Raw genomic sequence first — 14,193 nt, 5'->3', positions numbered from 1 at the left:
AAAATATTTATGGAATTAGACGAAAAAAAATATTTATATCTCTTATTACTTATCCCAATTGTGGTATGTATTTTTCTTTTCAATATGTATTGGAAAAGAAGAACGCAACGTGAATTTGGTGATTTGGAAATGGTAAAAAGATTGAGCCCTGAGAAATCGGTTTTTAAACCTGTTTTAAAAATTGTTGTAATTCTTTTGGCCCTTACTTGTTTGATTATTGGCTTGGTAAATCCGAAAATCGGAACCAAAATGGAAACCGTAAAACGAGAAGGTATTGATATTGTTTTTGCCGTTGACGTTTCTAAAAGTATGCTTGCAGAAGACGTTGTTCCTAGCCGTTTGGATAAAAGTAAACAGTTGGTTTCTCAAATCATTAACAATTTAGGAAGCGATAGAATCGGAATCGTGGCGTATGCAGGAAGCGCTTTCCCAGTTTTACCCATTACATCAGATTACAGCGTTGCAAAAATGTTCTTGCAAAGTATGAATCCAGGAATGGTTTCCTCTCAAGGAACCTCTTTGGATGAAGCGATTAAATTATCCTCTACTTATTTTGATGAAAAGAGTAAGACCAGTAAATTATTAATTCTGATTTCTGATGGTGAAGATCATTCTGAAGGCGCAACTGCTGCGGCAGAAGAAGCCAATAAGTTAGGAATGAAAATCATTACAATTGGTGTTGGAACAGAAAGAGGAGGAACAATTCCGTTAAAAGAAAATGGTGTTGTAAGAGGCTATCAAAAAGATCAAAACGGAGAAACAGTTATTACCAAATTAAATCAAGAAGGTTTAAAAACAATTGCAAAAGCAACAAAAGGTGGTTATGTTTACGGCGGAAGCACGAAAGAAGTTTTAGAATATGTAAAAAATGCTTTGAACAATATTCAGAAAACAGAATTTGAAGCCACACAAATGGCAGAATTTCAATCGCAGTTCCAATGGTTTATCGGATTTGCGTTTTTACTGCTTTTCCTAGACATTTTCTTGTTAGAAAGAAAAACAAGCTGGATCAAAGAGTTGGATTTATTTAATGAAAAGAAATAAATGTTCAGAGTGAAATTCAGAACAGAAAACAAAATTAGAATGAAAAATTTAATCCTTTATATTTTACTAACGGTTTCTTTTGCAGCTGCTGCACAAGAAAAGGACAAATCATTGCCTGCTGGTAATGAAGAATATAAACAGAATAAATTTACTGATGCTGAGGCAAACTATAGAATTTCGGAATCAAAATTTCCTAAAAAATCAGCAGCGCCCTATAATTTAGGAAATACCATTTATAGACAAAATCAGATTTCGGAAGCTAAATTTGCTTACGCGAAAGCGATAAAAAATGCCAAAACGAGACCTGAAAAACACAAGGCTTATCATAACCTTGGAAATACTTTCATGAAAGAGAAAGATTATTCTCAAGCCGTTGAAGCTTACAAACAAGCACTTCGTAACGACCCGACTGATGATGAAACACGTTACAATTATGCTTACGCAAAACAAAAATTAAAAGAGAATCCTCCTAAAAACGATCAGAAAGATAAAAATAAGGACAAAGACAAGGATAAGGATAAAAACAAAGATAAAGACAAGGACAAAAATAAAGATAAAGACAAGGATAAAAAAGACGATAAAGGCGACCAGGATAAAGACAAAAAAGACGGTAAAAACGATCCTAAGAAAGATGACAAATCTGATAATCAAGGAGAGCCAAAACCACAGCCTGGAGGAATATCAAAAGAACGTGTTCAGAATTTGCTTGACGCTGTAAATAATGAGGAAAAGAAAATTCAGGACAAAGTAAATGCTCAAAAAGTAAAAACTAATCCTAAGAAAACAGAAAAAGACTGGTAAAATTTGGTTAATCGTTTAACCGTTAATTTGTTTATTTGATCCAAACAATACGATTAAACAAAATAACGTTTAAACGATTAAGCATTAAAAACAACGATTAAACAAGTAATGAAAAGATATTTAATTCTATTTCTAATCACTTTTCAAGGACTTATGGCTCAAGTACAATTTGAAGCCAGAGTCAGCAAAAACTCGCTTGGAATAAATGAAAGACTTCGCATCGACTTCATCATGAATGTTGACGGAGATAATTTCGAGCAACCTTCTTTTGAGGGATTTAGAATGGTTGCGGGACCAAGCCAACAGATCAGCCAGTCTTGGATAAATGGCCGAAGCTCTTTTCAAAAAATATATTCTTATATCTTACAGCCTGAGCGAAAAGGAGTTGTCACCATTAAGCAGGCCGCAATAGAATTCAACGGTCAGGTTTACAAAACAAATCCGATTAAGGTTACGGTGACCAATGCCGTGGCTCAAGAAAGAGATCCAAACGACAGACCTCCAGGATCTGGAAATGAACTATTGACTCTTGTTGCCGAAATTTCAAAAACAAATCCGTATCTAAACGAACCAATAACAGCGGTTTACAAATTGTATTTCAATAATATTGGAGTTACAGGATTTAAAGAATTGGCCAAACCTAAATACAATGATTTCTGGAATCAGAACATTGATATCAAACAATTGGCAATTGAAGAAGGAAATTTCCAAGGCCAAAAATGTTATTATGTGATCCTGAAAAAGACCATTTTATATCCTCAGAAATCAGGAAAGCTTACTATTGAACCTCTTTCACTAGATATAGGTGTGCAATTGCCAACAAATCGTCGTGATATGTTTGGACAAATGATTATTACAGAAGATAATAAAATAGTTTCTGCTGGAGCAAAAACAATCAATGTCAGACCTCTTCCTGAAAGCACAAAACCAGAAGGATTTACTGGAGCTGTCGGAAGACTGAATTTTACCGTTATTCCATCAAAAACAACGCTTAAAAATGGTGAAGGGCTGGACTTAATCGTAAGTGCCCAAGGAACTGGAAATATGAAGTTATTTACGCTTCCAAAACCAGTTGTTCCAAATGCATTAGAAATGTACGATCCTGTTCATGACGAGCAAGTAACTACTTCTCTAAGCGGCATGTCTGGAAGAATTACAGACAAATACACTATTGTACCACAATACCGAGGAAAATATGCGATAAAACCAATGCAGTTTTCGTATTTCGATTTGAGCTCTGGAACTTATAAAACCATCACTTCAAAAGAAATTATGATTGATGTTTTGGACGGTCCAACACCTGCTGAAGCAAATCCAGGAGCATCGGCTTCTAAAAATGCGGTGGCGAAAGCAGATCAATTCAAAAACATTAAATCTAGAACAGTATTAATTCCTATTGAGAAAAAAGATTTTTATGATTCGAATCTGTATTTAGGATTATTGTTTGCTCCATTTATAATTATTCCGATAATCATTTTAGCTAGAAAGAAAAAAGAAGCTATGGATAGTGATGTTACTGGAAACAGAATTAGAATGAACAATAAGCTGGCTAAAAAATATTTATCACAAGCGAAGAAACATCTTAACAACAAAGAGCCTTTCTATATTGCACTTGAAAAAGCAATGCATAATTTCTTGAAAGCAAAACTACATATCGAAACTTCAGAAATGAGTAAAGATAATATTAGAGAATTGCTGTTATCTAGAAATGCAAATCCAGAAACGGTTCAGAATTTTATTGCTCTAACTGAAAACTGCGAATTTGCACGTTATGCACCAGCATCAAGCGCTTCAATTCAACAGGATTATGATAAGGCTGTATTGATTATTTCTGAATTAGAAAAACAGATTGTTTAATTTTTTTTACCGCAAAGTTCGCTAAGAAAATTGATTTAGATTGAGTCGAATTTAAGTTCGCAAAGTTGATAATCTTTATTATAATAGAAAATGAAAAACATACTATATCTCTTTTTATTCATCTCGCAGATTTTCTTTGCACAAGGTCGCTTTGAATCGGCCAATGCATTGTACCAAAAAGGGCAATATAAAGAAGCGGCACAGGTTTATGAAAACATTATAAAAGAAGATAAATTACATTCTGCCGAAGTGTATTTTAATCTTGGAAACTGTTATTACAAACTAAATCAGGTTGCACCTTCAATTTACAATTATGAAAAAGCTTTGGTTCTTAAACCAAACGATCCTGAGACTTTAAACAACTTAAAATTTGCCAAAAAACTAACGATTGATGAAATCAAAGAAGTTCCAAAAGTAGGTTTTGCCAAACTGATTCAAAACTTTACTTCTATTTTTGATTATAATACTTGGGCTAAAATTTCTGTTGCGCTCGGTTTTGTGTTTTTGTTGAGTTTTATTGGGTATTATTTTTCGAACGCTACACTTGCAAAAAGAATTTATTTTGTCGGAATGTTTATCGTTTTGGTGGCTTTTGCTTTAAGCATTTCAGCGGGAATGTCTGAAAAAAATCATTTTGAAAACGATCGTGTAGCCATTGTTTTTTGTGAATTAAGCCAAGTTAGACATGAACCTAAAAAATCTTCGACTGGAATTATTTTATTGCATGAAGGAGCAAAAGTTTATGTTTTGGAAAGTGTTGCAGGCTGGAAAAAAATAGAATTAACAGACGGAACACAAGGTTGGATAGATTCTTCAACTATAAAAGAAGTAAAATAAAGTTTTAAAATATTTAAATATAGAAATCCCAAATTCCAATCACTGCTTGAAATTTGGGATTTTTTAATTATTTGAAATTTTAAATTAATTTACTGCATCAACCAATCTTACAAACTCAGATCTGTAACCTTCTTCGTCGTTTGACAAACCAGATTTTGCCAATCTTTTAATATCAGAACTTGAACTGTTTGCTATATATTTTGAGTCACGTAATTTTAATCCGAACCAAGAAACGGCAGTTGTAAATTTGAAATCTTGAGAACTGTTTTCTAAGTCCGTTTTTTGGTCTGCAATTACATTTACGATTTCAATGCTTTTGTTGCCATCAGGTTTTTTATATCTAAATTTTACTGTAGCTAATTCATCACTATGATTTCCAGCCACTTTCTGCGTTTTAGTATATTTTAAATCTGAAGGAACATAATCACTTTCTACACCAATCGGAACAATCTCATACAAAGCCGTAACCGAGTGTCCGCTGCCTAATTCGCCTGCATCAATTTTATCATTTTTAAAATCTTCAGCATTTAATTTTCGGTTTTCATAACCAATCAATCGATACGCCTGAACGTGATTCGGATTAAATTCGATTTGGATTTTTACATCTTTCGCGATAGCAAACATAGAACCTTTAAATTCTTTTCCAAGAAAACGATTTGCCTCTTGAATGTTATCAATATAAGCATAATTTCCGTTTCCTTTATCGGCAAGAATTTCCATTTTACTGTCTTTGTAATTTCCCATTCCAAATCCAAGAACGGTTAAGAAAACTCCAGATTCTCTTTTTTGTTCGATCAATTTCAGCATATCATCATCGGAAGAAGCGCCAACATTAAAATCACCGTCAGTAGCTATCACCACTCTATTATTTCCTTCTTTAATAAAATTCTGCTGTGCCAATTTGTAGGCTAATTCGATTCCTTCTCCTCCTGCCGTACTTCCACCTGCATGCAAATCATCAAAAGCATCCATAATTTCGTCTTTATTGTCACCAGAAGTAGGTTCTAAAACTACTCCAGCAGATCCTGCATAAACTACAATCGAAACTCTATCGGTACTGCGAAGTTCTTTCACCAAAATTTTCATAGATTCTTTTAGCAATGGCAATTTATTTGGTTCATCCATCGAACCAGAAACATCAACCAGAAATACAAGATTAGTAGCCGGCAAATTTGTCATTGGAACATCTTTTCCCTGCAAACCTATTTTTAGCAATCGGCTGTTTTTATTCCACGGGCAATCGCTGTATTCTGTATGAATTGCAAAAGGATGCTGTCCGTCTGGCTGTGGATATTTGTATTTAAAGAAATTGATCATTTCTTCAACACGAACGGCATCTTTGGGAACTTTCTGTCCTTCGTTTATAAATCGGCGAATATTGGTATAGGATGCATTATCAACATCAATAGAAAAAGTAGAAAGAGGCTCTTTTAGGGGAGATTCAAAAGGATTTTCTTCCAATCCTGCGTAGCTTTCTGTGTTTGGTTCGGGAATATATTCTTCATCTGAAACTGAATCAGTTGTTGCTACTGCGATTTCGGCTAAATCCGCAGCTTCTTCTGGTGCATACGCTTTCTTACAGCTGAAAATAGTAAGTACGAGGAATGCCATCATAAAGAAATTAAGATTTCTCATAAAGTAAATTTTTAAAAATTAATAAAAGGTTATAGGCTTCAAATAAGGACTAGCATTCCGGATGTACTAGAGGGGATTATTTGCATTTTTTCGAGTAAGCAAAATCGTGCCAAAAAATTTAAAAATCTTTTTCTTATGTGAAAATAAATTGAGAAACCTTGATTTTAAAGGAATTTGGTGTAGAATATTTTTTTGTGAAATCCGAATATTTTCTTGCCACAGATTAAAATGATTAAATAGATTAATCTTTTTGAATCCTCTAATCTGTGGCATTATTTTTTTGCATCCAATTAATCGGCAAACATTGTGTTAGACGCACTGCGGTGCGTCTCTACAATAAAATGGGGTGTAAAAAATTAAATGTGTGTGTTTTTGCCACAGATTAAAAATGATTAAATGGATTAATCTTTTATAATCCTTTAATCTGTGGCATTATTTTTTTACATCCAATTAATCGGCAAACATTGTGTAAGAAGCAATGCGATGCATCTCTACAATAAAATGGGGTGTAAAAAATTAAATGTGTGTGTTTTTGCCACAGATTAAAAATGATTAAATGGATTAATCTTTTATAATCCTCTAATCTGTGGCATTATTTTTTTTTGCAATTAAATTAAAACTGATAAATCTTTTCTGGCGTTATGCAATAATCTAATTTGATATCCGATTCAAAAACATCATCAATCTGATTTACGGCATCAAAAAATGAAAGTCCAATTTTTAAGGTTTCGGTTTTGCATTCTGCAAGGAATTTATCATAAAAACCTTTTCCGTAACCAATTCTATTTCCAAAAACATCAAAAGCTAAAAGTGGTACAAAAACTACTTCGACTTTAGAAGACGGAACTTCAATTCCATCAACAGGTTCAGGAATGTTGTATTCGTTCTTTTTGATTTTAGTATTATCTGTTAAAAGAAAATGAGTCATTTTTCTGGTTTCGAAATCACTTTTCGAAATCAGGATTTCTTTGTCTTTTCCAGAAAGCAAATGCAGAACATATTCGGTATTGACTTCTTTATGCTCTTCAATCGGAAGAAAAACATGATAATAAATTTTATCCCAAATTGGCATTTGAATCAATTGGTTTGCAATTGCCAAACTCTTCTCTTCTACTTCATCAAAAGAAAGTGCTTTACGTAGGTTTTTATATTCTATTCGAAGTTCTTTTTTACTCGTCGGCATTGTCTGGAGTTTTAGATAAATGATAAATAGCATCGCCTTCATAAACAATTGGCGAATGATTGGCATTGATTACATAACCATCGTGCGGTGCTTTGATTTTTTGTTCAAACTTCCCGAACGGATCTGTAATAATAGCCAAGATAGTGCCTTTGGTTACAAATTTTCCGATCAAGTTAAAATCATGAAGCAAACCCGAACATTTTGCTCGAAGCCAAACCGATTGTTTAATGTAAATTGAAGGCGTTAAAGCAGGTTCCATAATTTGTTTAGAATCTAACATTCCGAGATAATGGAGCAAACGTTTTGTTCCTAAAACACCTTGATTTGCAATTTCATTATTGATATCTAAAGATTTTCCACCTTCAAAAAGAAGCATTTTTACATTGGCACTTTCAGAGGTTTTTCTAAAAGAACCATTTATATTTTTAGAATAAAGTGTAAATGGCGCATTAAAAATATCGGCCAAAACTTTCAGTTCAGGATTGTTTTCTGTGATTCTAATTTGTGGCGCGTTAAATCGGCTTGCTCCACCCGCATGAAAATCGACTGCATAATCTAAAATTGGTAAAATTTCTTCGACAATATGATAGGCAAATCTGCTGGCAAGCGAACCTTTTTTACTTCCTGGAAAAACACGATTCAAGTCGCGCCCGTCTGGAAACTCGCGAGATTTATTCACAAAACCATACATATTAATCACCGGAATACAAATTATTGTACCGCATGCAGGTCTGTTGATTTTTTTACTGATAATCTGACGAACAATTTCAACACCGTTAATTTCGTCTCCGTGTATTCCGGCAGAAAATAAAACAGTCGGCCCTTCGTTCTTGGAACGACGAACAATAACAGGAATATTTAGTTTTGTTGTAGTATGAAGCCGAGCAATTTCGACGTTTATCGTTCTGTGTTCTCCCGGCAAAATCGATTCGCCAAAAATAACCAATGGAGTACTATTTTTCATGTAGAATTATAAAATCTAAATATAGAAATTATTCTTTTGATTTTGTAAATTTGAAACTAATTCAATGTTAAGCTTCATTTGGAAATCGGAATGGTTTTTGAAAAAAGCTTTTCGAGTATCTTCACACATAAAAAAGAATGCAAAAACCAGCCTTAGATCTTCAAATTTTAACTTTACCAGACAATCCTGGCGTATATCAATATTATGATAAAGACGGGAAAATCTTGTATGTCGGCAAAGCTAAAAATTTAAAAAAAAGGGTTTCTTCTTATTTCAATAAAATTCACGATACTGCCAAGACAAATGTACTGGTAAAAAAAATCGTAACGATAAAACACATCGTAGTTCCAACCGAAACCGATGCACTTTTATTAGAAAATAATTTAATTAAAACACTTCAGCCACGATACAATGTTTTACTTCGTGATGATAAAACGTATCCTTGGATTTGTATCAAAAAAGAGCCTTTTTCTAGAATATTTTCTACTAGAAGAATGGTCAAAGATGGCTCAGAATATTTTGGACCATACACCAATTTCAAAACCGTACATACGATTTTAGAGTTAATCAAAGAATTGTATCCGCTTCGAACTTGCAATTACGATTTAAGCGAATCGAATATTAATTCTGGCAAGTTTAAAGTTTGTTTGGAATATCACATTGGCAATTGCAAAGGTCCTTGCGAAGGTTTGGAACCTTTAGAAGAATACCAAAAACAAGTCAATGCAATTCGCGAAATCCTGAAAGGAAACTTCAAAGAAAGTTTAAAGGATTTCAAGAAACTGATGAACACTTATGCGCAGAATTTACAGTTTGAAGAAGCGCAAAAAATAAAAGAAAAAATTGAGGTTTTAGAAAACTATCAATCAAAATCGACGATCATAAATCCGAAGATTACCAATATCGATGTTTTCTCGATTGTTTCTGATGAAAGTGCGGCTTTTGTCAATTTCCTTCAGATTTCTCACGGTTCTATTATTCGTTCGCACACTTTAGAAATGAAGAAAAAGCTGGATGAAAGTGATGAAGAATTATTAGAATTGGCCATTATAGAACTTCGCGAGCGTTTTCAATTATTATCAAAAGAAATCATTGTTCCTTTTGAAATGGATTTGGGCGAAAACATTAAAACAACGGTTCCTCAGCTTGGAGACAAAAAACAGATTTTAGATTTATCGATTCGAAATGCCAAATTTTATAGAATCGAACAATTGAAGCAATTGCAAATTGTAGATCCAGATCGTCATGTTAAAAGAATTATGGCGCAGATGCAGAAAGATTTACGTCTTCCTGTTGAACCAAGACATATAGAATGTTTTGATAACTCGAACATTCAGGGAACAAATCCTGTTGCGGCTTGCGTGGTTTTTAAAGATGGAAAACCAAGCAAAAAAGATTATCGCCATTTTAATGTCAAAACTGTTGAAGGCCCGAACGATTTTGCTTCGATGACCGAAATCGTTTATCGCCGTTACAAAAGATTGTTGGACGAAAATGAACCTCTTCCACAACTGATTATTATTGACGGTGGAAAAGGACAGCTTTCTGCCGCATTAAAAAGTATCGATGATTTAGGATTGAGAGGAAAAGTGGCAATTATTGGAATCGCAAAACGTTTGGAAGAGCTTTTTTATCCTGGAGATTCGATTCCGCTTTACTTGGATAAAAAATCGGAAACCTTAAAAGTCATTCAGCATTTAAGAAACGAAGCGCACCGATTTGGAATTACTTTTCATAGAGACAAACGAAGCAAATCGGCACTTAATTCTTCCGTTGAAAGCATTCCTGGAATTGGAGAAAAAACCATGCTTGCTTTAATTCAGCATTTCAAAAGTGTTAAAAGATTAAAATTGGCTACAGAAAAAGAAATTTCAGACGTTATAGGTGTTTCTAAAGCCAAAAAAATTGTCGACTTTTACAAAACCAATTAAAATTTTTATGCGTTCATTCCAACTGTACATTTCAAAAATTTGTCTCAAAGGAGCTTCTTCGTACGCATTCTCATTTGTTTTATTGCTGACCTTTTTGTTTTCGTCAAGATCATTTTCGCAGGAAACAAAAAAAGATAGTATTAAAAGACCCAAAATAGGATTAGTTTTAAGCGGCGGCGGCGCCAAAGGTTTTGCACATATTGGAGTTTTGAAAGTTTTGGAAGAAGCCGGAATCAAAATTGACTACATTGGCGGAACCAGTATGGGATCTGTAATTGGCGGACTTTATGCTTCTGGCTACAATGCTTCTCAAATCGATTCTATTTTCAAACAAACCAACTTCGACGAATTAATAAACGATTATATTCCGCGTTCATCTAAGAATTTTTATGGCAAGAAGAATGACGAGTTATATGCGATTGTCTTGCCTTTCAGTAATTTCAGAGTCGGCATTCCAGAAGCACTTTCAAAAGGAATGTACAATTATAATTTATTAAGCAGTTTAACTAGAAATGTACGTCACATTCGCGATTTCAACAAACTGCCAACTCCTTTTTTATGTATTGGAACTAATATTGAAACAGGGGAAGAAGTTTTGCTTAATAAAGGAAATCTGGTTCAGGCCATGATGGCGAGTTCGGCCTTTCCTTCCCTATTTACACCAGTTGAAATTGACGGAAACTTGTTGGTTGATGGTGGTGTTGTAAACAATTATCCCATACAAGAAGTTCGCAATCTCGGCGCAGATATTATTATTGGTGTAGATGTTCAAGACGATTTGCTGAAAAGAAAAAACCTAAAAAACGCCACACGAATCTTGGTTCAGATTACCAATCTGCAATCCATCGAAAAAATGAAAAACAAAATAAAGGACACAGATGTTTACATCAGACCCGATATTCGTGATTTTGGAGTTATTTCGTTTGACCGAGGAGAAGAAATCATTAGAAAAGGAGAAGAAGCCGCTTTTGCAGTTTATGAAAAAATCAAGACTCTGAGTGATGAAAACCACTTTTACAAAAAGCCAAAATTAAAAGTTGAAACAGACACACTTCATATTCAAGACATAAATACTGATAAATTAGATAATTACACCAAAGAATATATTCGCGGTAAACTTCGTTTTAAACCAGGAAGCACCATAACTTATGATGGACTTAAAGCTGGGATAAACAACTTAAATGCAACACAAAACTTTAGCACTATCTCCTATTGCCTTCAGCCAGATGGCGATAAGGACGATTTGGATTTGGTTTTACGAGAAAATCCAACTCAGACTTATTTAAAACTTGGACTTCATTATGATGGCCTTTACAAAAGTGCGGTTTTATTAAACCTAACTCATAAAAAGACTTTTTTAAAAAACGATGTTACTTCTTTGGATATCATTTTGGGTGATAATTTCAGATATGATTTTAATTATTATGTCGAAAATGGTTTTAACATCAGTTTTGGCTTCCGTTCGAGACTAAATCAATTTAATCGAAATGTAACGACTAGTTTGAGTGGTGTTCTTAAAGAGAATCCAAATGTCAATCTTATTAATGTTGACTTCATGGATATAACCAATCAGGCTTATTTTCAGACTATTTTTGTCCAGAAATTTTTAATGGGCGGTGGATTAGAATATAAGTATCTAAAAATTAACTCCCCAACACTTACAAACGAAGATAACATAATTGAAAAAAGCAATTATTTTAGTGCCTTTGCCTATTTAAAGTACGATTCGCTAGATGAAAAATATTACCCAAGTTCTGGATTATATTTTTCTACAGATCTGCAAACCTATATGGCATCATCAGATTATACAAAGCAATTTAAACCTTTCTCGATTGCAAAAGCCGAAATATCAGTTGTTAGACCGCTATTTAGAAAAGCAACCATAAAATTTGGAGCCGATGCTGGGTTTAATATTGGCAGCGACAGTGTTCCTTTTTTTGATTTTATATTTGGTGGTTATGGTTACAACAAAATAAACAATTTCAATTATTTCTACGGATACGATTTTCTAAGCATTGCCGGCAACAGTTACATTAAAACTGATATTAATATTGATTACGAAATCTTCAAAAAAAATCACATCAATGTATCTGCAAATTTTGCCAACTTAGGAGATGATATTTTTTCTTCTGTAGATTGGGTTTCTATGCCAAAGTATACAGGATATGCCATTGGTTATGGTTTAGAAACCATAATTGGACCAATCGAAGTAAAACAATCTTGGTCTCCAGAAATGTCAAAAAGCTTTACGTGGTTTAGTATCGGGTTTCAATTTTAGTATTATAACCGAGAATACTTCAATAAAAACAGTGTATTTTTTTACATCATAAAAATTAAATCAAAAAAACTAAGTTATTTTATAGTTATAAATAATATAATTTTTATTTTTACTTCGAAAAAATTACGACATTTGTTATAATGAAAACAAATTGGACAGGTTTATTAGAGTATCTTCAATTTCTTATTAAGAGAAATCCAGAATAATGCTTCTATCGAATTGAGATAATTAGTCAATTGAAAAAATTGGACTGATTATTCACTCTGCAATTCAAATTTTCGAATTATCTAATTTACTAATTATCTAATTGAAAAGCCATGCCATTATATCACAAACTCGGAGAATTTCCGCAAAAGCGACACACCCAATTTGAAAAACCAAACGGAGGTTTTTACTATGAACAATTGTTCGGAACCGAAGGTTTTCACGGACATTCTTCATTGTCTTATCACGTACACAGACCAACTCAGGTTAAAGAAATTTTAAACTCTTATTCGGTTGAACCTAAAATTGCAATCGGAAAAAATATAAAATCGCTTCTTTTTAAAGGTTTTGAATTAAAACCCGAAAATGATTTTCTGGACAGCCGAAAAGCAATGCTTGTCAATAAAGACTGTATTATTGGTTTGGCTGCGCCGAAAGAATCGCTTCGAAATTATTTTTATAAAAATGCCGATGCCGATGAAATGCTTTTCATTCATAGAGGAAAAGGAAAATTAAGAACCATGTTAGGAAATATTCCGTTTGAATATGGCGATTATTTAATTATTCCGCGCGGTATTATTTATCAGATCGATTTCGAAACAGAAGACAACCGATTATTTTATGTAGAATCTTATTCTCCTTTTTATACTCCAAAACGTTATAAAAACCAATCTGGACAGCATTTAGAACATTCTCCATTTTGTGAGCGTGATTTTATTTTGCCAAGCGAATTGGAAACTCATGACGAAAAAGGCGATTTTTTAATTAAAATCAAAAAGGAAGGAATGATTCATGAAGTGGTTTATGCCACACATCCGTTTGACGTTGTAGGCTGGGACGGCTACAATTTCCCATACGGATTTTCAATTCATAACTTCGAACCTATAACTGGACGCGTACACCAACCACCTCCAGTACATCAAACTTTTGAAACGGCAACTTTTGTCGTTTGTTCATTCTGCCCAAGACTTTACGATTATCATCCGAAAGCAATTCCGGCGCCATACAATCACAGCAATATAGATTCTGACGAAGTACTATATTATGTGGACGGCGATTTTATGAGCCGTAATAATATTGAGCAGGGTCATATCACTTTACACCCAAAAGGAATTCCGCACGGACCAGCGCCAGGCGCAATGGAACGCAGCATTGGTCATAAAGAAACTCAGGAATTAGCCGTTATGGTGGATACCTTCCGTCCATTAATGGTTACTGAAGAAGCTATGGGATTAGATGATGGTCAGTACTATAAATCTTGGTGTGAATAAATCTCACTTTCGATCTAACCACAAAGTTCGCAAGGATTTTACGCAAAGATCGCTATAAAAGCTTTGCATCCTTTTGCGATTTAACAAAATCCTATTAATAAAAAATCTTTGCGCTCTTTGCGGTAAAAAAACAAATTTTAAACACAACACTTCGGTAAAATCAAATAAACGATTAACCGATTAAACAA

General features: G+C 33.7%; 10 protein-coding genes. 7 read left to right on the top strand and 3 right to left on the bottom strand.

The genetic code is table 11. The features are described 5' to 3' along the window. Positions 1-9: 9 nt before the first annotated feature. From NCC77_RS06715 to NCC77_RS06700, 4 genes are all read left to right on the top strand, one after another. Positions 10-1,044 carry a vWA domain-containing protein gene (locus NCC77_RS06715; RefSeq protein ID WP_248728578.1) on the top strand — a complete coding sequence of 345 codons (1,035 nt, stop codon included), beginning with the start codon at positions 10-12 and terminating at the stop codon, positions 1,042-1,044. Positions 1,045-1,083: 39 nt separating this feature from the next. Continuing rightward, entirely contained in the window at positions 1,084-1,845 is a 762-nt protein-coding gene (locus NCC77_RS06710) for a tetratricopeptide repeat protein (protein ID WP_250834900.1), read from the top strand. 108 nt (positions 1,846-1,953) lie between these two features. After that, positions 1,954-3,702 (top strand): BatD family protein, encoded by a 1,749-nt coding sequence (locus NCC77_RS06705; RefSeq protein WP_250834899.1) that lies wholly within the window; start codon positions 1,954-1,956, stop codon positions 3,700-3,702. Between the two features lie 90 nt (positions 3,703-3,792). Next, positions 3,793-4,539, top strand: a complete 747-nt coding sequence (locus NCC77_RS06700; protein ID WP_250834898.1) for a tetratricopeptide repeat protein — start codon at positions 3,793-3,795, stop codon at positions 4,537-4,539. 84 nt (positions 4,540-4,623) lie between these two features. Here NCC77_RS06700 and NCC77_RS06695 read toward each other — a convergent pair whose 3' ends face one another. The 3 genes from NCC77_RS06695 to NCC77_RS06685 all read right to left on the bottom strand — a co-directional run bounded on the left by NCC77_RS06695 (position 4,624) and on the right by NCC77_RS06685 (position 8,321). After that, complete coding sequence (locus NCC77_RS06695; protein WP_432442305.1) at positions 4,624-6,174, bottom strand: vWA domain-containing protein; 1,551 nt, start codon at positions 6,172-6,174, stop codon at positions 4,624-4,626. A 613-nt stretch (positions 6,175-6,787) separates the two neighbouring features. Beyond that, positions 6,788-7,357: a 5-formyltetrahydrofolate cyclo-ligase gene (locus NCC77_RS06690; protein ID WP_250834897.1), complete on the bottom strand. Its 570-nt coding sequence runs from the start codon at positions 7,355-7,357 to the stop codon at positions 6,788-6,790. Then, the gene (locus NCC77_RS06685) at positions 7,344-8,321 is read right to left on the bottom strand and encodes a succinylglutamate desuccinylase/aspartoacylase family protein (protein WP_250834896.1); all 978 of its coding nucleotides are present in this window, start codon (positions 8,319-8,321) and stop codon (positions 7,344-7,346) included. The genes NCC77_RS06690 and NCC77_RS06685 overlap by 14 nt, the downstream gene beginning before the upstream one ends. A 137-nt stretch (positions 8,322-8,458) precedes the next feature. Between NCC77_RS06685 and uvrC the strand changes: the two genes are divergently transcribed. From uvrC to NCC77_RS06670, 3 genes are all read left to right on the top strand, one after another. Continuing rightward, complete coding sequence (gene uvrC / locus NCC77_RS06680; RefSeq protein WP_250834895.1) at positions 8,459-10,252, top strand: excinuclease ABC subunit UvrC; 1,794 nt, start codon at positions 8,459-8,461, stop codon at positions 10,250-10,252. Between the two features lie 7 nt (positions 10,253-10,259). Beyond that, the gene (locus tag NCC77_RS06675) at positions 10,260-12,530 is read left to right on the top strand and encodes a patatin-like phospholipase family protein (protein WP_250834894.1); all 2,271 of its coding nucleotides are present in this window, start codon (positions 10,260-10,262) and stop codon (positions 12,528-12,530) included. 317 nt (positions 12,531-12,847) lie between these two features. Beyond that, a complete protein-coding gene (locus NCC77_RS06670) occupies positions 12,848-14,005 on the top strand; it encodes a homogentisate 1,2-dioxygenase (RefSeq protein WP_250834893.1) in 1,158 nt (385 codons plus the stop codon). The last annotated feature ends 188 nt before the right edge of the window (positions 14,006-14,193 follow it).

The sequence above is a fragment of the Flavobacterium tyrosinilyticum genome, assembly GCF_023656565.1.
Lineage (GTDB): Bacteria > Bacteroidota > Bacteroidia > Flavobacteriales > Flavobacteriaceae > Flavobacterium > Flavobacterium tyrosinilyticum.
Note: the sequence above shows the minus strand (reverse complement) of the source record. Positions and strands in the feature narration are given on the sequence as shown.

Excerpts from the sequence above, each read along its gene's own strand:
- uvrC (WP_250834895.1), top strand. The coding sequence starts at position 8,459 with ATGCAAAAACCAGCCTTAGATCTTCAAATTTTAACTTTACCAGACAAT.
- NCC77_RS06675 (WP_250834894.1), top strand. The coding sequence starts at position 10,260 with ATGCGTTCATTCCAACTGTACATTTCAAAAATTTGTCTCAAAGGAGCT.
- NCC77_RS06685 (WP_250834896.1), bottom strand. The coding sequence starts at position 8,321 with ATGAAAAATAGTACTCCATTGGTTATTTTTGGCGAATCGATTTTGCCG.
- NCC77_RS06670 (WP_250834893.1), top strand. The coding sequence starts at position 12,848 with ATGCCATTATATCACAAACTCGGAGAATTTCCGCAAAAGCGACACACC.
- NCC77_RS06690 (WP_250834897.1), bottom strand. The coding sequence starts at position 7,357 with ATGCCGACGAGTAAAAAAGAACTTCGAATAGAATATAAAAACCTACGT.
- NCC77_RS06700 (WP_250834898.1), top strand. The coding sequence starts at position 3,793 with ATGAAAAACATACTATATCTCTTTTTATTCATCTCGCAGATTTTCTTT.
- NCC77_RS06705 (WP_250834899.1), top strand. The coding sequence starts at position 1,954 with ATGAAAAGATATTTAATTCTATTTCTAATCACTTTTCAAGGACTTATG.
- NCC77_RS06695 (WP_432442305.1), bottom strand. The coding sequence starts at position 6,174 with ATGAGAAATCTTAATTTCTTTATGATGGCATTCCTCGTACTTACTATT.
- NCC77_RS06715 (WP_248728578.1), top strand. The coding sequence starts at position 10 with ATGGAATTAGACGAAAAAAAATATTTATATCTCTTATTACTTATCCCA.
- NCC77_RS06710 (WP_250834900.1), top strand. The coding sequence starts at position 1,084 with ATGAAAAATTTAATCCTTTATATTTTACTAACGGTTTCTTTTGCAGCT.